This is a genomic window from Pseudomonas sp. LB-090624 (genome assembly GCF_003205205.1).
Lineage (GTDB): Bacteria > Pseudomonadota > Gammaproteobacteria > Pseudomonadales > Pseudomonadaceae > Aquipseudomonas.
Genome location: NZ_QJRL01000002.1, coordinates 176,569 through 199,111, shown reverse-complemented (window position 1 = coordinate 199,111; position 22,543 = coordinate 176,569). Strand labels below are relative to the sequence as shown.

Here is a 22,543-nt window from a genome sequence, read left to right as displayed (position 1 = left end):
GCGTCAATTCAAGAGACGGGCTACTGTTCGGTTATCGAACGGTTGCGTAGGTCAGTGGGCGCGGCAGGTATCCACGTTGTTCAAGCGTAGACGGCATCTGACCCTTCCGCCTGAGCGCCAATCAACGTACCAGCCTGCTGGACCTGGATGGCCAGTTGATTTCCTACACCCACGGCCCGCGCCAGATCATTGGGATCGTCTGGCCCAACACGCTGAGGCAGCACGTGCGTAGCAACCTGACCCTGCTAACGCAGAATGGCAATAGCAGCAGCCTGGAATACCGGGGTCCCTGGTCGATGTTCCGCTTGCTCAGCCGTGGCTCGCTGAATGGGCGAACGGCCACCAGCGTCGACCTGAGCTTCAGGGCCGGCGATGGCGTGATGCGCTACCGGCTGAATGCGGAAAAAGCCTTCAATCCCATAACCCAGCAACCATTCAAGGGTTTTCACTTGCCTCGGGGCTTGTTGCAACAGCCTGCCCGTGGGGGGCAGGTGGTGCTGTCGGCTGAGAGGTCATTGTAAAAAATGGGGTTACAGACCGCTCAACGATTTGCCAGCCAGGTAGCCGAATGTCATTCCCGGCCCCAAAGTGATACCGCCGCTCGGATAGTGCCCGCCCATCACGCTGTGCATGTCGTTGCCCACCGCATACAGCCCGGGGATCGGCTGTGCCGCGCCGTCCAGCACGCGGGCTGCAGCGTCTGTTGCCAGGCCGGCAAAGGTACCCAGGCTGCCTGGTAACAGCCTGACCGCGTAAAACGGGCCCTTCAGCAGTGGCCGTAGCGACGGATTGGGCCCATGCAACGGTTCGCCCTGGGCCCGGTTGTAGGCGGATACGCCACGCTGGAAAGCGGGGTCGAGGCCCTGGGCCGCATGTTGGTTGAATCGCGCCACTGTGCGTTGCAGCTGCGCATGATCAATGCCGCAGCGCTGCGCCAGTTGCGCCAAGCTGGCGCCCCTGTGCAGGTAGCCACTGCGTTGGTAGAAGCGGGCCGGGAAAGGGAAGGGCTTGGCCCAGCCAATGCCATAGCGGCGTTGCGCGGCATGGTCGCAGATCAGCCAGGCCTCCACAGGTTCACCCTGCGGCGTGGCGGCAAACAGTGCGTTCATGAAGTCGTGATAGCAGTCGGCTTCGTTGACGAAGCGCCGACCATTGCGGCGCACGGCGATGAAACCGGGTTTGGCGCGGTCAATCAGGTGCGGGAAGTGAGCGAAACTGCCATCGCGTCGCGGCACCCGTGATACCGGCGCCCAGGCACCACCCTGCGCCGCATCGGTGGAGACCTGTCCCCCGGCGTGTTCGCCAAGGCGCAGGCCATCACCGGTGTTTTCCTTGGGTGCCGCCGAGTAATGCTGCTCACCATCGGGTGCGTGCGGCATCAGTTGTGCGATGCGCTGGCGGTCATGGGGGAAGCCACCGCAAGCCAGCACCACGCCACGGTGCGCATGGATCACTTGGCCATCGGCGAACTGGGCGCCGCTGACCCGGCCTTCGCCGAGCAGGCGAGTGGCTGGTTTGCCCGTCAGCAAGGTCACTCCAAGATCGAGGGCGCTGCGCAGCAGGCGTGCCACCAGCGCGTTGCCATTGACCAACTGCTGACTGCGACTGTGCAGCAGCAGGTCCCGTCCATGACGCAGCAGGCGCTTGCCGACATGCAGCGCCGCCTTGGGCGAGCGGGTGGCGTTGAAAAAGGCGGCCATGTCGGCGCCTCCAGCGATACCCATGCCGGCCAGGCTGACGATGTCCAGCGGCGGCCGCAGCGTGTGCAACCATGGCCCCAGCAGACGACCGTCGTAGGGCAGGGCGCACAGCGAACGGCCGCCGCGTGCACTGCCGTCCCCTTCATGCATGTCGGGCATGCGGCTGCCGCTTTGGAATTGCACGGCAGTGTGCTGCTGGAAAAATGCCACCATTTCCGGGCCATGACGCAGGAACGCGCGCTGGCGCGGATCCAGCGCGCTGCTGTGGGTTTGCCCACGCAGGTAGCGCTCCGGCGCATCGTCAGCCTCGACGATGCCTTCGGCGATGGCCAGCGGGTTGCGCGGTATCCACAGCCAGCCCCCCGACCAGGCGCTGGTGCCGCCCAGCTGGCTGGCTTTTTCCGCGACGATCACGCGCAGGCCATGATGCGCGGCGGTAACGGCGGCAGCCAGGCCAGATGCACCGGAGCCAATGACGAGTACGTCACATTCGAGGGATTGCATGTCAGTGTTCCGCTAGGGGTGTGAAAGAGACGGCGTATGGCTTACTGCAGCGGCGAAAAGCCGGTGGGCCGCAGCAGCCGGGATTGCAGGCGCAGTACCGCCCCCAGCTCGCGGTTGCGCCGCGAGAATTCCGTCCAGCGTGGGTCCGCTGCCATGGCAGCACGGCGTGCGATGCGCTCGTCGAGGCTGGTGTAGCCCCAGAGGTGCACCACCTGGTTGACGTCGCCGAACTCGGTAGTGAAAAAGCCCACCAGCTCGCCCAGGTGTTCGCGTTGCACCTCCAGGGCGTGGCTTTGGTAGAGGGCCAGCCAGTCGGCCATCTTCAGTGGGTCGAGGGTGTAGGTTCTCAGTTCGTAGTACATGCTGGGGTCTCCGTTTGGGTGGTCGGCGCCTGCAGGCGCGCGGTAATGTGGTTGGCAGCGAGCCAGCCGAAGGTGAGGGCAGGGCCCAGAGTGATGCCAGGGCCGGGGTAGGTGCCTTTCATCAGTGAGTTCATGTCGTTACCGACCGCGTACAGCCCGGGGATGGGCTGGCCGTTGCGGTTCAGTACATTGGCATTGGCGTTGGTAACCAGGCCGCGGGCCGAACCGAGGTCGCCGGTGTGGATGCGGATGGCGTAGAACGGGCCGCTGGCCAGTGGCGCCAGGCAGGGGTTCGGCGTGTGCAGCGGGTCGCCCATGTAGTGGTTGTAGCTGTTGCCACCTTTGCCGAACACACGGTCGATGCCATTGCCGGCATCACGGTTGAACTGCTCCAAGGTGTGCGCAAACACTTGCGGGTCGACGCCTATGGCCTGGGCCAGGGCCTGCGGGGTAGCGGCCTGGTACAAGTAGCCGGCATCGATCAACGCCTGGTTGTTTACCGGCTTGGGTCGCGCCAGGCCCAGCCCATAGCGGTTCATCGCTTCGGCATCGCAGACCAGCCAGCAGCTGGCAATGCCCTTGGCGAACATGGTTTGCACAAAATGGTGGTACGAGTCGGACTCGTTGACGAAGCGCCGCCCGGTTGGGTCTACCGCAATCACGCCCGGTTTGGCGCGGTCGGTGACCAGGTGCGGGAAGCGCTCGCGCTGACCACTGGCATGGCGCAATTCGGAAACCGGTGCCCAGAAGAAATTGGCTGCCAAGCCTTCACCGGTCGCTGCTGCAACCGCCTGGCCAAGGCGCAGGGCGGCACCGTCGTTGCCAGGGGGGGACATGCTCAGGTGTGGCGCGCCCTGAGCCGGGCGATAGTCGGCGGCCAGCGCGCCGGCGGCGAACCCGCCCATGGCGCACACCACGCCGCCCCGGGCCAACACCCGCTCGCGGCGGCCTTCGCGCTCTACCAGCACGCCAGTGACCACACCCTGTTCGACGATCAGTTCTACGGCTTCGCTGTGCAACCACAAATGGGCGCCGCAGCCGAAAGCGCTGGTGGCAAGCCGGGCGATCAAGGCGTTGCCGGTGGTCAGCCGGGTGCCACGCGGGTGCTGCAGACGGTCTCGCGCATAGCGCGCCATCAGTTTCAGGCAATGCCACAGCGACCTGGGCGACTGGCGAATGCTAAGGAAGTGCTGGATGTCCACGCGGTTGACCATCATGCCGCCGAACAGCAGCATGCCGGGCGGAGGCATCTGCAGGTCCTTGAAGCGCGGGCCGAGGTGCTTGCCATCGTATTCGACCATTTCCAGCGCCCGCCCAAACTGGGTGGCGCCGGGTGCATCCGGGTAATAGTCCGGCGAGTGCGGGCGCAGGGCATAGCGCAGCTCGGTATGCTGCTCCAGCCAGCGCAGGGCCTTGTGGCCTTGGTCGATGAAGGCGTCGGCCAGGGTCGGGTCGTAGCCAGCGCCGATGACGTGCTGGAGGTAGGTACGCATGGCCTCGGCGGAGTCCTCGGCCCCGGCCGCGCGAGCCTGATCGGTGCCATACAGCCACACCGCGCCACCGGAAATAGCCGAGGTTCCACCAAAGTGCCCGGCCTTTTCCACCACCAGCACCTTCAGCCCATGGCGGGCCGCCGTGGCGGCAGCGGCAAAGCCACCAGCGCCGCTGCCCAGTACAACCAGGTCAAAACTGTGTGGTGTAGGTTCATGAGTCGCCATGGCTTCAGATCTCCAGCGGCGTGACGCCCATGAAGGCGCCAAGGTGGCCCAGTTGGGCGAAGGCCATTTCCGGCCCGGTCTGGATTGTGCAACCGACCTGTCGGGCACGGTTCAACAGGGGGGTGATTTCTGGCGAGGTGACTACGTCGGCAACCAGCGTGTCGGGCTGCAGAGTGGCCAGCAAGGCCGCTGACACAGGCAGCTCTGCGCAGGTGCCCATGCCGACGGGAGATGCGTTGGCCACCAGGTCGAAGTCTTCCAGCCCACTCAACTGCGTACTTGTCGTCAGCCCTGGGAAGGCATTGCCGAGCAGTTCGCACAGCGCGCCCATGCGTGCGGTGCTGGGGTCGCTGAGGGTAATGCTGGTGATACCGGCCTCACCCAGTGCATAGGCGATGGCACTGCCGACGCCGCCGCAACCGATGACCAACGCCCGCTTGCCCGCTGGCGAGAAACCGTGTTTGCGCGCGGCACCGATGAAGCCCGCGCCGTCCACGTTGTCGCCCATCAGGCGCCCGTCGCGCTCGCGGCGAATCACATTGACCGAGCCCAGTGCTGTTGCGCGTTCGCTCAGGCCGTCCAGGCGGCTGGCAAGGGCTTGTTTGTACGGTACGGTGACCACGCAACCGCGCAGGTTTTGCCAGCCGCGCAAAGCCCCGGCAAAGCTGTCCAGCGCTGCCTCATGCAAATCAATGGGCAGCATGGCGACGTTGCAGTTGTTGTTGGCGAACCAGGTGTTGAAGTTTTCCGGGGACTTTACCTGGGCGATGGGCGAACCGACGATGGCAACCAGTTCACTTGAACCACGAATCATGCTGACCTCCTTATTGGCGTTGTTATGGAGGCAAGGGTGAGGCAGGTGAGGTCAGGCGACAATGCGTTGATCGGGCGATTGATGCGATAATCGCAGTCATGATCCGGATATCGCAGTAATCGACGTTTTTTTCTCCTAGCGTATGAGGTCAACGCATGCACACCCCCCCTGTTCATCCCCGTGACCTGATCGCCGGCTTGCAGAAGGGGCTGGCGCTGATGCAGCTGTTCAGCGCCGAGCAGCCGCGCCTGAGCGTGCCGCAAGCGGCCAGGTTGTCCGGCCTCACACCCAGCGCCGCGCGACGCTTTTTGCTGACGCTGGTGCACGAAGGCTTTGCCGAAACGGACAGCCGTGAGTACTGGCTGACGCCCAAGGCCTTGCGCCTTGGCCAGGCCTATGTGGACTCGGCTCAGTTGCCGCGCATGCTACGGCCGATCGTCGAGCAGGTGGCACGGCAAACCCAGGAACATGTGTCGGTAGGGACCCGCGATGGTGATGAGATCATTCACCTGGTGCGCAGCCGCTACAGCCATGTGGCGTCGTTGTCGATCCGGCCGGGCTCACGGGTGCCGATGTATTGCACGGCCGGTGGGCGGGTATGGCTGGCTTGGCTGGATGAGGGCGCACGGGATGAATACTTTGCGCGTAATCCGCTGCGGCCGTTGACCCCTTATACGCAGACTGACCGAGGCCCACTGGAGGCAGAGTTGCAGCGGGTGAAGGGGCAGGGGTTCTGCATTGTCGACCAGGAGTACGAAATCGGCATGCGGGTGCTGGGCGTGCCGTTACTGGACCGGGCGGGTCGGCTGAAAGCGACGCTCACCATCACCACTCACGCTTCGCGGTTGAGCATGGATGAAATACGTTTGCGCTATCTGCCGGCATTGTATGAGGCGCAGGCGTTGTTGCGGCCGGTGCTGGACTGAGCTGGCCGAGCCCCGGTACCGCGTGAACTCTTGCGGGCAAGCCCGCGCCTGCGCTGCGTCACCGCGCTACTCTACCTGCTCGGCGACGCCCTGGTCTTCACCCAGGAACCCGCCACTCTGGTGCTGCCATAAGCGCGCATAGGTACCCTTCCTTGCCAGCAGTTCGGCATGGGTGCCTTGCTCGATGATGTGCCCCTGGTCCATCACGATCAGCCGGTCCATGGCGGCGATCGTCGACAAACGGTGGGCGATGGCAATGACGGTCTTGCCTTGCATCATTTCATCCAGGCTTTCCTGAATGGCCACTTCCACTTCCGAGTCCAGGGCACTGGTGGCTTCGTCCAGCAACAGGATTGGCGCGTTCTTCAGCATTACACGGGCAATGGCGATGCGCTGGCGTTGACCGCCCGACAGCTTGATGCCGCGCTCGCCCACCAGGGTGTCGTAACCGCTGTTGCCGTGGCGGTCGCTGAGTTGGCTGATGAAACTATCGGCCTGGGCATTGGCCGCTGCGGCGCGAATTTGCGTGTCGGTCGCGTCGGGGCGGCCGTAGGCAATGTTGTCACGAATCGAACGGTGCAACAGTGAGGTGTCCTGGGTGACCATGCCGATGGCACTGCGCAGGCTGTCCTGGGTGACCTTGGCCACATTCTGCCCGTCGATGCGGATTTCACCCTTGTCCACGTCGTAGAAACGCAGCAGGAGGTTGATCAAGGTGGACTTGCCGGCGCCGGAGCGGCCGACCAAGCCGACTTTCTCGCCCGGGCGAATGTGCAGGCTCAGGTCGTTCAGTACCTGGCGCTCGCCGTTGTAGTTGAAGCTGACCTTGTCGAAGCTTACCGCGCCCCCCTTGGTCCCCAGCTGCGCCGCATCTGGCGCATCCTTCACCTGTGGACCGCGGGTGAGGGTGGCCATGCCGTCTTGCACGGTGCCGATGTTCTCGAACAACGAGGTGATTTCCCACATGATCCAGTGCGACATACCGTTGATACGCAAAGCCATGGCGGTAATCGCTGCGACGGCCCCGGTACCGACCTGGCCCTGATGCCACAGCCACAGGGCATAGCCGCCGGCAGCCATGATCAGGCCCACCACCAGCGCCTGGTTGACGATTTCGAACTGGCTGACCAGGCGCATTTGGCGGAAACCGGTCTGCTTGAAATCCTCCATGGCAGCACGGGCAAAGTGCGCTTCGCGATTCGAGTGCGAGAACAGCTTCACCGTGGTGATGTTGGTGTAGGCGTCGGATACCCGCCCGGTCATCGACGAGCGGGCATTGGCCTGCTCCTGCCCAACCTTGCCCAGGCGGGGTACGAAGTACAGCATGGCCAGGCCGAACAGCACCACCCAGGCAATGAAGGGCAGCATCAACTTCAGGGCAAAGCCACCGGCCAAGGCAATGATCGCGATGAAGTACACGCCAATGCCAGGCAGGATTTCAATCAGGGTGAACAGCACATCGCGAACCGCCAGCGCTGTCTGCATCACCTTGGTGGTAACGCGGCCGGAAAATTCGTCAGAAAAAAACGAAAGGCTTTGGCGTAGCATCAACCGGTGAAAGTCCCAACGCAGCCGCAGCGGCAGGTTGATTGCCAGGACCTGGTGCTGGACCATGGTGCGCAGCGCCACCAGCCCGACGCTGACCAGCAGGACGATGCCGATGCCCCACAGCACGCGGGTGTCCTCCGGGCCAACGGTGCCGCCAGCCTGCCAGGCCGAGAGCAGGTCGACCACTTGACCGAGGAAGGCGAACAACCAGGCCTCATACACCGACACCCCGGCACTGAGCAGTGCCAGCGCCAGGATGTAGCCACGAGCGCCGCGGGTGCAGGCCCACATGAAGCGCAACAACCCCATGGGCGGCGGTGGCACCTCGTCGGGAGGGAAGGGGTCGAGCCAGCGCTCAAAGATACGAAGCATGCTTGTCTCCGGAAAATCAGGTTCTACTTGGCCGTGTCGTGAACAGATAGTAAATGACATGTACCGGGCAAGTATTGATCGGCGTGTTGAAGCAGCCGCCGTGTGACGGCGCGCCTATGCCGACGGATGACAAAAAAGGCGATTTCCGGTTCAGTTTTATTGCCGCCGGCTCAGCGGGCGTATTTCCTTGCACCGGCAACACAGATGACAGCGCCCAGCGTGACCACGAGCATCATCCAGCTCACCTGTTCGTGCAGCAGCAACGCGGCCAGGGCAAGCCCCATGAACGGCTGAACGAGTTGCAGTTGGCCCACCGCCGCAATGCCACCCTGCACAAGCCCTCGGTACCAGAATACAAACCCGATCAGCATGCTGAACAGTGACACGTAGCCGAAGCTGAACCAGGCAGGGGCGGTTACCTTGGCGAGGGCATCGAGGGTTGGAAGGTTGGCGATGGTCAGCAGCAGCATTAGCGGCAACGCCACGATCAATGCCCAGCTGATCACTTGCCAGCCACCCAGTGTTCGAGACAGACGTGCCCCCTCCGCATAGCCCAACCCGCAGGCAACCACCGCAGCCATCATCAGCACGTCCCCCACTGGCGACGCTTCTCCGCCGTTCATCCACGCGTAGCCAGCGACCAGCCCGGCACCTGCCAGCGAGAACACCCAGAACAGTGGCCGAGGTTGCTCACCGCCCCGCAGGACAGCGAACGCTGCGGTGCACAGTGGCAGAAGCCCGACAAAGACAATGGAATGGGCTGAGGTGACGTGCTGAAGGGCCAGTGCCGTCAGTAGCGGAAAGCCGATAACCACCCCAAGTGCTGTCACCGCCAATGACGACAGATCTCCGCGTGCTGGCCGAGGTTGCCGGAGTACCAGCAGGAAAAACGCAGCCAAAAGGGCGGCGATGGTTGCCCTGGCGCAGGTCAGGAAGGTGGGTTCGAAGGCCGCTACGGCAACACGGGTTGCCGGCAGCGAACCCGCGAAAATGGCGACACCTATGAAGCCATTGATCCATCCGCTTGTTGATTTTTCCATCGGTATGTCCTCGCTAAGCCAGTGCTCAGTACATCACCGACAGGCTTACGCAGGCCATGTACAATCCAATACAGTTCAGCCGAACTGTTATGTATATGGATCCAGCACAGTTGGGGGTGTGATGAAACGCAACGGAACGCGAATTCGATCGGTCATGGCTGAGATTCAGTCGCGGATAACCTCTCGAACCTACACACCTGGCGCGAGGGTTCCCTCGGTCCGCGCCATGGCTCAGACCATGCAGGTTTCGGTTTCTACCGTTCTGGAGGCCTATGAAAGGTTGATGGCAGAGGGCGTGCTCAATTCTCGCCCGGGCTCGGGCTTTTACGTGGCCGGCCCGGTGGCGCCATTGATACTCACCGAACTCGGCCCCAGGCTCGATCGTGAAGTCGACCCCTTGTGGATCTCGCGCCAGTCGCTGGCAACCTCCAGCGACGCGTTGAAACCGGGATGCGGATGGCTACCGGCATCCTGGATGTACGAAACGGGCATGCGTAAAGCGCTGCGAACCATTGCCCGTGCGGACATGTTGGCACTGACCGAGTACGCGTCACCGCTTGGGCACCCGCCCCTCAGGCAGTTCTTGTCGCGAAGGCTGGCAGGCATCGGTATCGAAGCCCCGCTTGAACAGATCATGCTCACGGAGTCCGGCACCCACGCCATCGACCTGATCTGCCGTTTTCTGCTGGAGCCTGGGGATACCGTGCTGGTGGATGACCCGTGTTATTTCAATTTTCACGCACTGCTCAAAGCACACAGGGTTAACATCGTCGGCGTTCCCTTCACGGCGACCGGGCCGGACATCGATGCGTTCGGCGCTGCCCTGCTGGAGCATGCTCCCCGGTTGTATATCACCAATGCCGGCATCCATAACCCGACCGGGGCCGCCCTGTCTCCGGTTACGGCACACAGGCTGCTGAAGCTGGCCGACAGCTCCAGCCTGGTGATTGTAGAGGACGACATCTTCGGGGATTTCGAACATACGCCGGCTCCACGGCTGTCTGCCTTCGATGGCCTGTCTCGGGTCATCCAGATAGGCAGCTTTTCCAAGACCATCTCCGCTTCGATTCGATGCGGCTATATCGCTGCTCGCAGTGAATGGATCGAGAGCCTGGCCGATCTCAAGATTGCCACCACATTCGGGGGTGGTCGCCTGGCCGCCGACATCATCCATCAGGTGATCACTGATGGCGGGTACCGCAAACACATGGAAAGCGTCCGCCTCAGGCTGGCCGAGGCAATGGACAGCACGGTAGCGAGGCTTCGGGCCATGGGTATCCAGCCCTGGATAACTCCCCAGGCGGGCATGTATGTCTGGTGCCAACTCCCTCGAGGCAAGGATGCAGCAACCTTGGCCAGGGCTTGCGTGAAGGAGGGTGTGGTGCTGGCGCCTGGGAATGCGTTCAGCCAGTCCATGGCTGCGGGTGATTTCTTGCGCTTCAACGTTGCCCAATCGGCCGATGCCAAAATTTACGAAGTGTTGAAACGGGCGCTGGGTGCTTAGACGCAACCCTCATGGACACCCTCCGGAATGGGCCGAGCGGATGGCCATCGCAGAATTTTTTCTAATGGGTGCATCCAGTACGTCGGTTGGCGGGTATTGAGAGTGGGTAGCCTGTGACTGCCCAGCCCAATGACTTTTCAGGAGCTCTGCGCATGAACCTAAAACTCTCAGCTTGCCTGCTCGCCTGCAGCATCGCCGTGGCGCTGCAGCCTGCCCACGCCCAGTCCGCGCTACCAGAGGCAGTCAAGGTCCCTGATGGCCATCGCGTCATGCTCGAGACCGTTGGCGCTGGCGAGATTACCTATGAGTGCCGCGACAAGGCCAACGCCCCTGGGCAGACTGAATGGACGTTCGTCGGCCCCAAGGCAGTGCTCAATGATCGCGCCGGCAAGCAGGTGGGTGATTACTTTGGCCCACCCGCCACCTGGCAGGCGAAAGATGGCTCGAAAGTCACCGGCACCCAGGTGGCGGTGGCACCCGCAGGCGCAGGCGCCATACCCTATCAACTGGTCAAGGCGAACCCGGCAGAGGGCAAGGGCGCGATGCAGGGGGTCAGCTATATTCAGCGCCTGGCCACTCGCGGCGGCGTGGCCCCAACAAGCGACTGCACAGCGCAGAACAAGGGGGCCAGGCAGGTCGTCCAGTACCAGGCCGACTATGTGTTCTGGACCACCAGGTAAAGCGCATTCGGGCAGACGTCTTGCAATCGTTCATCTACGCTCATCGGCAAGCCCCCCGGCTGGATGGCCGGGGTACCTGGCATGACACAAGGAAGCCGCACACGTTGAATTCGCCCGTCGCCCCCTTCGACTTCCATCGCTGCCTGCTGGCCTGTGCACAGGGTGACCGGCGGGCCCTGCAGGCGCTCTACGATCATGAGGGCGCGCGCCTGCTGGGGGTTGCCCGGCGCATCGCGCGTGATGACGCCACCGCAGAAGACATTGTCCACGATGCGATGATTCGCATATGGACCCGCGCTGCCAGCTACGACCCGGCGCGCGGCTCGGCGCGAGGCTGGATCTACAGCATCACGCGCCACCTGGCACTGAATACCATCCGCGACACTCGCCGCGAAACCGTGCTGGATGACGCCGACATCGACACTGCGCCAGCACTGCACGGGGCGCTCGATGACATTGACCTCTGGTCGGGCTCGGCGAAAATCTACCGTTGCCTCGAACAATTGCAACCCGCACCACAGCGTTGCATCCTGCACGCCTATGTGGACGGCTGCAGCCACGCCGAAATCGCTGGGCTGTTGGGCGCGCCATTGGGCACCGTCAAGGCCTGGATCAAGCGCAGCCTGAAGGCGCTGCGGGAGTGCCTGGAATGAAGCCGGATACTGCCGAAGCACTGGACACCCTGGCTGGCGAGTTCGTACTGGGGACATTGTCGCCGGAGCAACACGCCGCAGTAACCGAACGCCTGCGCACCGACCTTTCATTGCGCGCCGCGGTGGATGCCTGGGAGGCACGCTTGCTGGAGCTGACCGCACTGGCAGCGCCGCAGCCACCGAGCGCCCGCCTATGGGGCCGAATCCAGCGCAGCCTGAATGAACTGGCTGCACAACAGCAGCACCCGGGCAAGTGGTGGCAGCGCCTCGGCCTGTGGCAAGGGTTAAGTGCTGCGGGGTTGGCTGCAAGCGTGTTGCTGGCGTTTACCTTGCTAACCGCCCCCCCGCCAGCCACTGAATTCGTGGTGGTGCTGGTGGCGCCGAGCAGCCAGGCGCCCGGCTGGGTGGTGCAGACCAGCGATAGCCGCACGATCGAGTTGATCCCGCTTGGCAAGGATGCCGTCCCCGAAGGCATGGCCCTGCAGTTCTGGACCAAGGGCGAGCAGTGGGGCGCACCGGTTTCGCTAGGTCTGGTCAACCCTGGTGAACCCTACCGTGTTCCGCTTCAGAGCCTGCCACCGTTGGAGGCCAACCAGTTGTTCGAGCTGACGCTGGAGAGATCTGGCGGTTCACCTACCGGACGGCCGACGGGGCCGGTGAAATTCATTGGCCGTGCGGTAAAAGTGATATGAGCGGGATGTCCACAATCTGCCGAAGCAGAGGCGGCTGATCATGTTCAGCGGCGCTCTTGACCCGAGGAGGAGGGTGCCTGCCAAGGGGGAGCGAAACACGATACGTCGGATCGCCAGCGAAGACCCGCTGAGCGTCAACGTCGGCTCTGGCAGTTGCACTATCATGAGCCGGTCACCTGGGCCTTCAGCAGTTGCATCTGCTGACGGTAATCGGCTGTGACCTGGCGCGCTTGCTCCGGGTTGTTGACGACCTTCGGGGTGATCAGCACGATCAGCTCAGTGCGGTCACGGCTCTTGGAGCTGCTGCCAAACAGCCAGCCCAGGCCGGGAATGCGCGACAGCCCCGGGACGCGGGTGTCCGACTGAGTGTTGTCCTGCTTGATCAGGCCGCCGAGCAGCACTGTCTGGCCGCTCTGCACCGCCACCTGGGTCGACACCGCGCGGCTGGAGATGCGCGGGTTGGGCTGGGTGGTGGTCACCGCGCTGTCATCGGCGTCGCTTACCTGTTGCTGGATGTCCATGTACACCAGCCCGCCGGGGTTGATTCGTGGCACCACGTCGAGAATGACCCCGGTCTGCACGTACTCGACGCTGCTCAGGGTGGTGTCGGAGTTGCTGGTGTTAACGGTGGTCTGGCTGATCGGGATGTTGTCGCCGACCTGGATCTGCGCCTGCTGGTTGTTCAGCACCACCAGCGATGGTGCCGACAGCACTTGAGTCAGGCCACGGGTCTCCAGGGCCCGCAGGGCCACTTGAAGGTTGCTGCTGACGAACGAGTAGAACATCGAACTGCTGCCCAGTGCCACGCCACCCGCGCCCAGCGCACCCTGGCTGCCGCTTTCGTTGGCCACGGTGGTGCTGGACGAGTTGCCAGCCAGGCGGCCTAAATACCACTGCACGCCCTGGTCGAGATCCCCCGTGAGCTTGACCTCGAGGATGCGGGTTTCTATCTGCACCTGCATGGGGGGGCTGTCCAGGCGCTTGATCGCGGCTTCGATCTCTTTCCACTGGGCAGGGCGGGTACGCACCAGCAGTTGGTTGCTGCTTTTCTGCGCGGTGATACGCACGGTTTCTTCCAGGCGCTTGGCACCGTCTTCGCCCGCTTCGGCGGCAACGCTGCCCGTCTCGCTGTCGCCGCCCTGTTCCGCGGGCTCGTCATAGGCTTCGCTCTGTTCGTCATCGGCCTGGCTCACTCGTGCGCTCATGCCGTTACCGTTCAGGCCTTGGGTGCCAGTCCCGTTCAGCGAGGTCAAGCTGGTGGTCTTCAGGCCTGGGGCGACCTTGGCCGGCGTATCGTCGCTGACCTTTCCCGAGCCGTAGATCTGGCGCAGGTAGCGCGCCAGGTCGGCGGCTTTCATATTCCGCACGTCGTAAACGAAGAGTTGCGGCTCGTTGCCGCCCCCTTCGTCGATGGTGCGGATCCAGTCGCCGACCTCCTGCAGGTATTGCGGCTGCGAGGAGATGGCGACGATCGAGTTGGTACGTTCGTTGGGCATGAACTTGACCATGTCGGACAACGGCATGCCGCTGTCCGGGCCGAACAGCTTCTGCAACTGCGGCATCAGTTCGGCCACCGAGGCGCGTTGCAGGCCGTACACGCCTATCGACATGCCTTTGAGCCAGTCGACGTCGAAGGTGTCGATGGTGTCCTGATAGTTGGCCAACTCCTCCGGGGTGCCGGCCAAGCTGATGACGTTGCGTGCCGGGTCCACCAGCAGGAAGGCATTGTCGCGCACGAACGGCTGCAGCAGCTTCTGCATTTCGTTGGCACCGATGTAACGCAAGGTGAACAGGCGTGCAGCGAGGCCTACGGGTGGCTGCGCCACAGCGGCTTCCGGGACCAGCTTGCCGGCAACGGCCTTGTCGGCGGGCAGGATCACGTAGCGCTCGCCCTGGCGGATCATGGCGTTGTCCGTCCAGGACAGCAGGGTCTCCAGAATCGAAAGCGCCTGCTGCTTGTTCACCGGTTTAGAGGTGGAGAAGCTGACGCTGCCTTTCACGCCCTGGCTGATGCTGTAGTTCTCATGCAGCAGGTCGCCCATCACGCTGTTGATCACCGCCTCGATCGGCTGATCGGTGAAGTTGAAGACGATATCGCCTTGGTCGTTGCCAGCGGTCGCGGCCGGCCGGCTCGCAGCACGGGTGAAGCGCTGGTTGCCCTGGATGATCTGCCGACTCGGTGCAGCGCTCGCTGCTGGTGCTGGAGGCGTATCATTCGGTTGGCTCGCCGGGGCCGGGGCACCGGCACCTTCAAGTGCTTGCTGCAGCAGAGCAGGGTCACTGTGCAGGTCTTGCCCGGGCAGGGCGCAGCCCGCGAGGCTGATGGCGACACCCAGTCCGAGCAAAGGCGCCCGCAGTGTGAGGTGGGGGAACAGGGAAGATAGCGGCATGGTCATGGTGTCGTCGTACGCGGAAGAGTGAGGGCGGGTGCGGTGGAGGGGGCAGGCAGACGCAGCAGGGGCATGTTGAGCGTATGGGTCTGCCCGGCACGGGTGAACGTTGCATGGGTGGCGCCGAGCTGGCTCAAGGTCCAGCCACTGGCGAGTGTGTCGCCCAAGGCGACCTTGGTGGCCGGTCTACTGCCGTCGCGCACATAGGCGAAACGGCGTTCGCCGTCCAGCAGCACGCCGCTCAGGGTCATCCCCGCCAGTGCCGGCGCCTGGGCTTGCGAGCCATGGGCATCCGGCTGGCGGCCTGGGCTGAACAGCGGATGCAGCCACACCGCGGCCAACTGCGCCTTGGCGGGTTCGGCCGGGCGCACGGGCGGAGGGCTGGGGGCGGCGCTGGCGCGTGCGTGGGCTTCGAGCCAATGCGGTTGGGCGGGAGTCATGAATACCCAAGCCGCGCTGGCCAGCACCATCACGTTGGCGGTCAGCAGTGTCAGTCGCAGGGTCTGTGCCTTCATGGCTGTGCTCCTGGACTGGCAGCATGCAAATAGCCGCGAATCAGCAAATGCACTTCCAGGCGCCCGGCCGGGCCTTGAGCTGGAGCCCCCGTGCTGCGGCGGATGCTCAACTGGTCGATGAACAGGCTGGGCTGGCCGTACTCCAAGGCATGCATCAGTGCAGCCAGCGGTTCGATGGCGCAGGCCAGGGTCAAGCTGACCTTGACCGGGCGGTACGGCTCGGGCCGGCCATCTTCGCTGTTCGCAGGAGCGATCGGCATGCGCTGGGTCACCTCGCAGCCGGCACCGCTCGAGGCCTGGCGACGTACCTGCTCGACGGCGTGTTGCATGAGGTCGGCGGCCACGGCATTGGGGTCGTCACCGGGCAGCAGGCTGTCGCGCTGCGCCGGGTCGTTGCGCGCCTGTCGCAGTCGCGCTTCCAGCTGAGGCTGTTGCAGCATCAGGCTGGCGTAGCGGCGTTGGTGTTCACGCAAGGTTTGCGCCTGCTCATCAAGATCACGCAGCGGCGCCAGCAACAGGCTGTCGACGAACAGGGACCAACCGGCCCAGAGCAGCAGGGCGAGCAAGCCTAGCGCAACGATTTTGCGTTCCCTAGGGTTGAGCGGGCGCATGGGGCACCTCCCGCTTGAGCCGGGCGCTGATCGAAAAGCGCTCCTGGCCGGTGGCCTTGTCTGGTTGGATAACCCCCTGGAACTGGGCATGTTCCAGGGTCTGGCAGGTCTTCAGCTGGGCGATTATCGCGCTGCTGCGCGCACTCTGGCCGGAGAACGTCACCTCGCCAGCTTCGTGGACCTCCAGTTGCTCGATCCAGGTTTCATTGCCCAGGCAATTGGTGAGGTCAGCCAGCAGCGCGCTCACGGTGGGCTGGCCAGCCTTGCGGCTGGCCAGGTACGAAGCGGCGCCGACGCTGCTGTCGAGGGCCTGGCGCAGTTGTTCGATGTGCTGCACGGCCATGCGTTGGCGGGTGACTTGCTGCTGCATGGTCGTCACCAGGCTCTGGCGCTGCGCGATGAACACAGCAATCAGCAGCAGGCAGCAGGCCGCCAGGCCCAGCCACAAGGCTTGATCGAGGCGGGACGGGCGGGGCAGGCCGGCGTCGCTGCCGGCGGGCAGCAGGTCAACGGCCAGGCGCTGGCCATCGCTACCCTGAACGTCAATGGCCAGCAACGGCAGGCTACGTTCACGGCACGCGGCAAGCAGGATATCGAGACGCTGGCGAGCGATGGCCACCAGCTCGACCTCGGCGTTCGGTGGCTGCTGGCGCACCACTCGGGCAACGAAATGCACCTGCTCGGCGGTGTACGGGGTGTATTTGTCGATCTCGTAGGTCAGCACTTCCCTGAGGTTGCGGGTGGCGGCCTGCGGCAGGCAGATGCGCTGCGCCAGCACTTGCCCGGTGTTCAGCACCAGCACGGTGGGGCAACCGGGCTGTAGGTCCATGGGCAAGGGCCAGCCGAGTACCTGCGGGGCACTGCGCTGCCCGAGGCGTTCGGCCAGCGCAGCCGGCAACAGGCCTGTCAGTTCTGCGCGCCAGGCCAGCAGCCAGCGCCTGGCCATGCTGTGCCGCCACGATTCATCGCAGGCCTGCCGATAGGCAGCGAGGGCTGCCGCACAGCGTTTCGCCAAGGGCATCACTCTTGCCACCGCAGGACGCGATAGGGTTTGCCGCCGGTGTGGGCCGGCAGCAGGACAAAGGTGGCGTGCACGCGCGCGGCAAAGCCACCTGCCAGGGTCGCCTCGCTGCTGGCGCTGAGGATCTGGCCGGCGTTGGCGACTTCTCCTTTGCCTGGCCTGAGGCCAAGGGCGCGGGCCAGCTTCGGCTCGATCAGGTTCGGGTCGGGCTCGGCATTGCCCGACCACACGGTTATCGACGGCAGCATGTGCGCGTATAGCGCGTAGCTCATACCGGACAGTTGACGAAATTCTTCGAGCATTCGCAGGGGTACCTCGTTGCGCCTCGTCCTTAAAGCGTGGGTGATGGTTTTGGCCTGTTCGGCGCTGGCGCCACTTGCGCGTAGCAGCCGTTCGATCGGTGCGGGCGGGGCCGCGTTGAGGTCGAGCTTGCCGCGCTCGCTGGTCACCCTGATGCGCAGTGTGCTGCCGGCAAAGTGCTCGACATGCAGCTGGCCATCGGGTTGCCAGCGCTGAGTATCACGGCTCAGCAGGTTGACCACGGCCAGCTCCAGGCCAGCCTGGGCGGCCAGCGCCGCCTGGGCCTGTCGGCTTTGCCAGAGGGCCTGGCGCTGTTGCAGGTGCACCCCGACGGCCAGGCCACCGAGCAGTACACTCAGCAGCCCGATCACCCACAACGCCAGTAGCAGTGCGGCACCGCGCTGGCGCTTCACGGCCGACCTCCGTCGCCGGACAGGTCCAGCAGCAGGTTCACCTGCAACGTTGGCCAGGCCTGCTGGCCGCCGTGCAGACGGAGGTCGACCCGCACTGCCTGCGGCACCCGCTCTGGCCAGGGCCATTGCGCCAGCCAGCCGGTCGGCTTGCCCAACGGGGTGTGGCCGCGGTACTGCAAGGTCAGCGCTTCGACGCCGTCGAGCAGCCGCTGTGGCTCGCCCCAGGGCTGCAACTGTCGGCCATCGAGCCTGGCCAGCTGCACTTCGAGACGATGGCCGTGCACCCGCAGGCGCTGGCGGTAAAGCCCACCGCCCACCGAACTTGGCAGCGGCGCATAGAACAGCACACTGTCGCCAGCCCCTTCGAAAGTACTGGTGTGGCGGCCTTCGGCCGTGCGCCCGGTCAGCGGTAGCACTTGGCTCAGGGACTGGCGCAAGAAGCGCTGCGTGGCGCGGCGTTCGTCCAGGTTGTCGCTGTAGCGCTGCGCCTTGGTCACGGCGCGGCTGGAAGCCACCAAGGCACTGCCGACCAGGCCCAGTAGCAGGCCCAGCAAGCTGATCGCCACCAACACCTCCAGCAACGTGAAGCCGCCCTGGCGCTTCATTTGGGGGCCTCTGAGGTGCGGGCGCGCAAGGTACTGTAGTGCGAGGCATAGCGGCCTTCGCCCACGGTCAGGTCGAGCCGGTACAGGGTGACCCGACCTGGCGGAACAGCTGCCAGGCTCACATCCACTGTCCAAGGCAGGCCGTGCCAACGGCCGCGCTGCTGGCCTGGTTCGAGTGTGCCGAGGTCGATGTCATCGATCAGCGAGCGTGCGGCACTGTGTTGCCGGTCGGCGCGCGCCACTTGTTGCAGCGAGCGGCCACTCTGGGCAAAGGCGCCAAGCAGGACCGACGCGGCGATGACCAGTAGGGCGATGGCAGCGAGCATTTCCAGCAGGGTGAACCCGCGTTGTCGGTTCATGGCAGGGACTTCAGCGTCACGCGACCGGTCAGCCAGCCGACATCGATACGCCAGTGCCGCTCGCCCCGGGCAATTTGGATGTTGCCGCCACTGGCTGCGCCATCGGGGTAGAACTCAAAGGCGGCGCCGAGGCCTTCTGCGGTGTGCAGGCGCACGCTGAAATCTTCAGGCCAACGGGCGGGCGCATGCCCGGCGCTGTGTACCTCGCGCCGCTGCAGGTCGAAGCCGGCACGCACCGGCTGGCCGCTGCCGATAGCCTGCATGCGCGCACTGCGCAGGGCGCTGACCATGTTGGCCAGCGCCGTTCGCTCCTGGGCGCTGTGCAGGCCGCGGCTGATGCCGATTGCCAGCAATGGGGTGGCTACGCCAATCAGTACGATCACCAGCAACAATTCGAACAGCGTGAAACCACGCTGGTGGTGCAGCGGCGCGGCCATGGTTACTGCCAGTTGCCCAGGTCGGCCTTGTAGCCTTCGCCACCGGGAGCGCCGTCCTGGCCAAGGAAGATCAGGTCAAAGCTGCCGTGCTGGCCCGGATAGCGATAGGCGAAGGCATGCCCGAACGGGTCGAGCAGATCGGACGGCTTGGCGTAGGGGCCGGCCCATTGGCTGGCGTTGGCCGGTTTGTGCAGCAACTGCTCCAGGTTGGCCGGCGGCGCACCGACGTCCAGCGCGTAGCTGTCTACCTTCATGCTCAGGCTCGCCAGTTGCGCCTTGCCGGCACCGTACTTGCCCTTGTCGACGTTGCCGCCGACCTGGCGCACAACGATGGTCGCGACGATACCCAGCAGCACGATGACCGCGAGCATTTCGAGCAGGGTGAAGCCCGCCTGACGGGCGGTGGTACGGGTACGGGAGCGCATGGGTGGTTTCCTAGATTGTGCTGGTGAGGCTCATGAGCGGCAGCATGATGGCGAGCATGATCGCTGCTACCAGCACCGCCATGACGATGGTCAGGGTCGGCACCAGTGCAGCCAGCAGGCGGTCGATGGTGCGTTTGCTTTCTCTGTCGTAGACATCGGCAACCTTGAGCAACATGGCGCCGAGGCTGGCGGACTGCTCGCCGACCTCGATCATCTGCAGGGCCAAGTCTGGCAACAGTGGGGCGGCGGACAGTGCGTGGGGCAGGCTGCAGCCCTGGCGGACTGCCTCGGCGACCTGCCCAACGTGTTCGCGCAGCGCATGGTTGGCACTGACGTCGCGGCTGATCGACAGTGCTGCCAGCAGGGTGACGCTGTTGCTCAGCAAAGTGCCAAGGGTGCGTGCCAGGCGCGCGGTTTCGAGCTTTTGCAGCAGCGGGCCGAGCAGGCGACTGCACCATAGCCAGCGGTCCTGGGCGATGCGCCGTTGTCCGTTGCGGCGCATCGCCAGCAGTGCCCAGAAGGCGGCGGTCAAGGTGCCCAGGCTGGTCAGCCCCCAGGCGTTGACGAAGTCGCCCAACGCCAGAATCGCCCGGGTCACCCAGGGGATCGGTACGCCGAGGTCCTGGAAGATCGGCACGAACTGCGGCACCACATAGGCCAGCAGCAATCCTAGCGAACCGATCACGCCAATCACCAGGAACGCGGGATAGATCAGGGCATTGAGCACTTCGGCGCGCAGTGTGTGGCTGCGCTCCAGGTAATTGGCCAGTTGTGTCAGGGTGACGTTCAGGACACCGCCCGCTTCACCTGCGCGCACCAGGCTGGTATAGAAGGGCGTGAAGGTAGCCGGGTGTTCTTCCAGCGCCAGGGACAGCGGTTCGCCGGCCTTGACTTGGTCACGCACGCGTTCGATCAGGGCCTTTGCAGCTGGCTTGCGCAGGTTCTTCAACAGGGTAGCGAGGGCTTTGTCCAACGGCTGGCCGGCGCTGATCAGGGTGGTGAGCTGCTGGGTGAAGCTGATCAGTTCTGCAGGCTTGAGCACGCTGCTTCGCGTGCCGGTGCGCAGCAGCCGATTGGCTGGCTTGAGGCTGAGCACGAGCAGGCCGCGTTGATGCAACTGGCGCGCAGCCAGGGCTTGGTCGGCGGCCTGCACTTCACCTCGTTGCTTGCGGCCTTCACTGTCCAGCGCGCTGTAGGCATAGACCGGCATGTCAGTCGCCACCCGTGACGCGCAATACTTCTTCCAGCGAGGTGATGCCGGCCAGGGCCTGGCGCAGGCCTTCTTCGTAAAGTGTGACCAAGCCTTTGTCACGCGCCGCCGTCTCAAGGCTGGCGGCATCGCTTTGACGCATCAGTAGGCTGCGCAGATCGTCGTCCATCACCAGCAGCTCGGTGATAGCGCTGCGGCCATGGTACCCGCCGCCCGGGCTTTGCTCGTCGGGGCGGTACAGCACAATCGGCCGCTGTTCGGTGTAGCGCTGCAACTGGTGGCGCTCGACCAGTTCCACCGGGGCTTCGAAGGCAATGCGGGTGCGCGGGTCGAGGCGGCGTACCAGGCGCTGGGCAAGGATGCCCTGCAGGGTCGAGGCCAGCAGATAGCCTTCGACGCCCATGTCAAGAAGGCGGGTGATGCTTGCTGCCGCGCTGTTGGTGTGCAGCGACGACAAGACCAGGTGCCCCGTGAGGGACGACTGGATGGCGATGCTGCACGTTTCCAGGTCGCGCATTTCGCCGATCATGATCACATCCGGGTCCTGCCGCACGATGGAGCGTAGGGCAGTGGCGAAGCCCAGGCCGATGGCGGGCTTGACCTGGATCTGGTTGATGCCGGTGAGTTGGTACTCGACCGGGTCTTCGACGGTGATGATCTTGCGTTCTGCACTGTTCAGGCCGGAGAGCGCGGTGTAAAGCGTGGTGGTCTTGCCCGAGCCGGTCGGGCCGGTGACCAGGAAAATTCCGTGCGGGCGGGCCAGCAGGTGCTCGATGCGGCGCAAGACGGGGCCGCTGATGCCGAGGCTGGCGAAGTCGAAGCGGACGGTCTGCCGGTCGAGCAGGCGCATCACTACCGATTCGCCGAAGCTGGTGGGTACGGTGGATACCCGCAGGTCGAGTTCGCGCCCCTGCATGCGCAGCATGATTCGGCCATCCTGGGGCAGGCGGCGCTCGGCGATGTCGAGGCGGGCCATGATCTTCAGGCGAGAGATGATCGCTGCGGCATAGCCACTGGGGGGCGCTTCGCCCTCCAGCAGCACGCCATCGACCCGGTAACGCACCTTCAACTGGTTTTCGAAGGGTTCGACATGGATGTCCGAGGCGCGTTGGTCGACGGCATGCTGCAGCATCAGGTTGACCATGCGCACCACTGGCGCCTCGGACGCCATGTCCTTGAGGTGCTCGATGTCGCCTTCGCTGACGCTGTCGTCGTCCAGTGCCTCGACCAGTGCGCCCATCGCTGAGCGGCCGGCCCCGTAAGCCTGTTCGATCAAACCGCCCACCTGTTCGGCAGTGCCGAGGACTGGCTCGACGGGCTTGTCGGCGAGATAGCCTAATGCCGAAAGGGCATAGGCGGAAACGGGAACGGCTGTCGCCACCCGTACATGGGTGGCCGTCTCGCTCAAGGTGACAACGCCATGGTGACGGGCAAACCGTTCTGTCGCGCTGGGCATCCCTTCGACCGACTCGTCACCCAGCCGCGCGGCGCCGGTCAAGTGAACGTAGGCGGCGGCCAGTTGGTCGGCCTTGACGGCGCCAAGGCGCAACAGTGTGTGCAGTTTTTCATCCTCGGAAATGCCCTGAGCCACGCCCAGGCGGGCGGCGCGCTGTATATCGGCCGCGTGCAGTGCGCCTGCACTTTGCAGCCACTCACATAGCGCGTCGGCGGTAGGGATTTCCAAGTTCATGATGATGGCTTTATGCAGTGTACTGGCTATATGAAGGCATTCAATTAGTTGCTA

Annotated in this window: 22 protein-coding genes and 1 pseudogene; 6 read left to right on the top strand and 17 right to left on the bottom strand. The window is 64.3% G+C overall.

Annotation, left to right across the window (positions count from 1 at the left end; translation table 11 throughout):
* Nucleotides 1-101 precede the first annotated feature (101 nt).
* Nucleotides 102-521: pseudogene (locus tag DMX11_RS02890) on the top strand (type VI secretion IcmF C-terminal domain-containing protein); the annotation flags it as partial.
* A gap of 9 nt (nucleotides 522-530) precedes the next feature.
* On the opposite strand, the gene DMX11_RS02885 reads toward DMX11_RS02890, so the two are convergent.
* The 4 genes from DMX11_RS02885 to DMX11_RS02870 are packed head-to-tail and all read right to left on the bottom strand — an operon-like array spanning nucleotide 531 to nucleotide 5,098.
* Nucleotides 531-2,204, bottom strand: coding sequence for an FAD-dependent oxidoreductase (locus DMX11_RS02885; protein ID WP_110743127.1), 1,674 nt, complete (start codon nucleotides 2,202-2,204; stop codon nucleotides 531-533).
* Between the two features lie 41 nt (nucleotides 2,205-2,245).
* Nucleotides 2,246-2,566, bottom strand: a complete 321-nt coding sequence (locus tag DMX11_RS02880) for an NIPSNAP family protein (RefSeq protein ID WP_110743126.1) — start codon at nucleotides 2,564-2,566, stop codon at nucleotides 2,246-2,248.
* Nucleotides 2,551-4,284: an FAD-binding protein gene (locus tag DMX11_RS02875; protein WP_110743125.1), complete on the bottom strand. Its 1,734-nt coding sequence runs from the start codon at nucleotides 4,282-4,284 to the stop codon at nucleotides 2,551-2,553. Before DMX11_RS02875 ends, DMX11_RS02880 begins: the two co-directional genes overlap by 16 nt.
* A 4-nt stretch (nucleotides 4,285-4,288) precedes the next feature.
* Nucleotides 4,289-5,098: a shikimate dehydrogenase gene (locus DMX11_RS02870; RefSeq protein WP_110743124.1), complete on the bottom strand. Its 810-nt coding sequence runs from the start codon at nucleotides 5,096-5,098 to the stop codon at nucleotides 4,289-4,291.
* 155 nt (nucleotides 5,099-5,253) lie between these two features.
* On the opposite strand from DMX11_RS02870, the gene DMX11_RS02865 reads away from it, so the two are divergent.
* Nucleotides 5,254-6,024, top strand: coding sequence for an IclR family transcriptional regulator (locus DMX11_RS02865; protein WP_110743123.1), 771 nt, complete (start codon nucleotides 5,254-5,256; stop codon nucleotides 6,022-6,024).
* A 66-nt stretch (nucleotides 6,025-6,090) separates the two neighbouring features.
* Here the strand turns inward: DMX11_RS02865 and DMX11_RS02860 are convergent, their stop codons facing one another.
* Nucleotides 6,091-7,944, bottom strand: a complete 1,854-nt coding sequence (locus DMX11_RS02860) for an ABC transporter ATP-binding protein (protein ID WP_110743122.1) — start codon at nucleotides 7,942-7,944, stop codon at nucleotides 6,091-6,093.
* A 170-nt stretch (nucleotides 7,945-8,114) separates the two neighbouring features.
* Nucleotides 8,115-8,984: a DMT family transporter gene (locus DMX11_RS02855; RefSeq protein ID WP_110743121.1), complete on the bottom strand. Its 870-nt coding sequence runs from the start codon at nucleotides 8,982-8,984 to the stop codon at nucleotides 8,115-8,117.
* Between the two features lie 121 nt (nucleotides 8,985-9,105).
* Between DMX11_RS02855 and DMX11_RS02850 the strand changes: the two genes are divergently transcribed.
* The 4 genes from DMX11_RS02850 to DMX11_RS02835 all read left to right on the top strand — a co-directional run bounded on the left by DMX11_RS02850 (nucleotide 9,106) and on the right by DMX11_RS02835 (nucleotide 12,513).
* Nucleotides 9,106-10,488, top strand: coding sequence for a PLP-dependent aminotransferase family protein (locus tag DMX11_RS02850; RefSeq protein WP_110743120.1), 1,383 nt, complete (start codon nucleotides 9,106-9,108; stop codon nucleotides 10,486-10,488).
* 152 nt (nucleotides 10,489-10,640) lie between these two features.
* Nucleotides 10,641-11,168: a DUF3455 domain-containing protein gene (locus tag DMX11_RS02845; protein WP_110743119.1), complete on the top strand. Its 528-nt coding sequence runs from the start codon at nucleotides 10,641-10,643 to the stop codon at nucleotides 11,166-11,168.
* A gap of 104 nt (nucleotides 11,169-11,272) precedes the next feature.
* Nucleotides 11,273-11,821 carry a sigma-70 family RNA polymerase sigma factor gene (locus tag DMX11_RS02840; protein ID WP_110743118.1) on the top strand — a complete coding sequence of 183 codons (549 nt, stop codon included), beginning with the start codon at nucleotides 11,273-11,275 and terminating at the stop codon, nucleotides 11,819-11,821.
* Entirely contained in the window at nucleotides 11,818-12,513 is a 696-nt protein-coding gene (locus tag DMX11_RS02835) for an anti-sigma factor domain-containing protein (RefSeq protein WP_110743117.1), read from the top strand. Before DMX11_RS02840 ends, DMX11_RS02835 begins: the two co-directional genes overlap by 4 nt.
* A 161-nt stretch (nucleotides 12,514-12,674) precedes the next feature.
* Here DMX11_RS02835 and gspD read toward each other — a convergent pair whose 3' ends face one another.
* The 11 genes from gspD to gspE form a co-directional block, all read right to left on the bottom strand.
* Complete coding sequence (gene gspD / locus DMX11_RS02830; protein ID WP_110743116.1) at nucleotides 12,675-14,909, bottom strand: type II secretion system secretin GspD; 2,235 nt, start codon at nucleotides 14,907-14,909, stop codon at nucleotides 12,675-12,677.
* Complete coding sequence (locus tag DMX11_RS02825; protein WP_110743115.1) at nucleotides 14,906-15,418, bottom strand: type II secretion system protein N; 513 nt, start codon at nucleotides 15,416-15,418, stop codon at nucleotides 14,906-14,908. The genes gspD and DMX11_RS02825 overlap by 4 nt, the downstream gene beginning before the upstream one ends.
* Entirely contained in the window at nucleotides 15,415-16,029 is a 615-nt protein-coding gene (gspM, locus tag DMX11_RS02820; RefSeq protein ID WP_110743114.1) for a type II secretion system protein GspM, read from the bottom strand. Before gspM ends, DMX11_RS02825 begins: the two co-directional genes overlap by 4 nt.
* A complete protein-coding gene (locus DMX11_RS02815) occupies nucleotides 16,010-16,975 on the bottom strand; it encodes a PilN domain-containing protein (protein WP_158286149.1) in 966 nt (321 codons plus the stop codon). The genes gspM and DMX11_RS02815 overlap by 20 nt, the downstream gene beginning before the upstream one ends.
* Before the next feature lie 74 nt (nucleotides 16,976-17,049).
* Nucleotides 17,050-17,763, bottom strand: a complete 714-nt coding sequence (locus DMX11_RS02810; RefSeq protein WP_110743112.1) for a type II secretion system protein GspK — start codon at nucleotides 17,761-17,763, stop codon at nucleotides 17,050-17,052.
* Nucleotides 17,760-18,368, bottom strand: a complete 609-nt coding sequence (locus DMX11_RS02805) for a type II secretion system protein GspJ (protein ID WP_110743111.1) — start codon at nucleotides 18,366-18,368, stop codon at nucleotides 17,760-17,762. Before DMX11_RS02805 ends, DMX11_RS02810 begins: the two co-directional genes overlap by 4 nt.
* The gene (locus DMX11_RS02800; protein ID WP_110743110.1) at nucleotides 18,365-18,727 is read right to left on the bottom strand and encodes a prepilin-type N-terminal cleavage/methylation domain-containing protein; all 363 of its coding nucleotides are present in this window, start codon (nucleotides 18,725-18,727) and stop codon (nucleotides 18,365-18,367) included. Before DMX11_RS02800 ends, DMX11_RS02805 begins: the two co-directional genes overlap by 4 nt.
* On the bottom strand, nucleotides 18,724-19,164 hold the full coding sequence (locus tag DMX11_RS02795; RefSeq protein WP_110743109.1) for a GspH/FimT family pseudopilin: 441 nt from the start codon (nucleotides 19,162-19,164) through the stop codon (nucleotides 18,724-18,726). The genes DMX11_RS02800 and DMX11_RS02795 overlap by 4 nt, the downstream gene beginning before the upstream one ends.
* A gap of 2 nt (nucleotides 19,165-19,166) precedes the next feature.
* On the bottom strand, nucleotides 19,167-19,589 hold the full coding sequence (gene gspG, locus DMX11_RS02790; RefSeq protein ID WP_110743108.1) for a type II secretion system major pseudopilin GspG: 423 nt from the start codon (nucleotides 19,587-19,589) through the stop codon (nucleotides 19,167-19,169).
* Between the two features lie 10 nt (nucleotides 19,590-19,599).
* Nucleotides 19,600-20,799, bottom strand: coding sequence for a type II secretion system F family protein (locus DMX11_RS02785; RefSeq protein WP_110743107.1), 1,200 nt, complete (start codon nucleotides 20,797-20,799; stop codon nucleotides 19,600-19,602).
* Nucleotide 20,800: 1 nt separating this feature from the next.
* Nucleotides 20,801-22,489 carry a type II secretion system ATPase GspE gene (gspE, locus tag DMX11_RS02780; protein ID WP_110743106.1) on the bottom strand — a complete coding sequence of 563 codons (1,689 nt, stop codon included), beginning with the start codon at nucleotides 22,487-22,489 and terminating at the stop codon, nucleotides 20,801-20,803.
* Nucleotides 22,490-22,543: the final 54 nt, after the last annotated feature.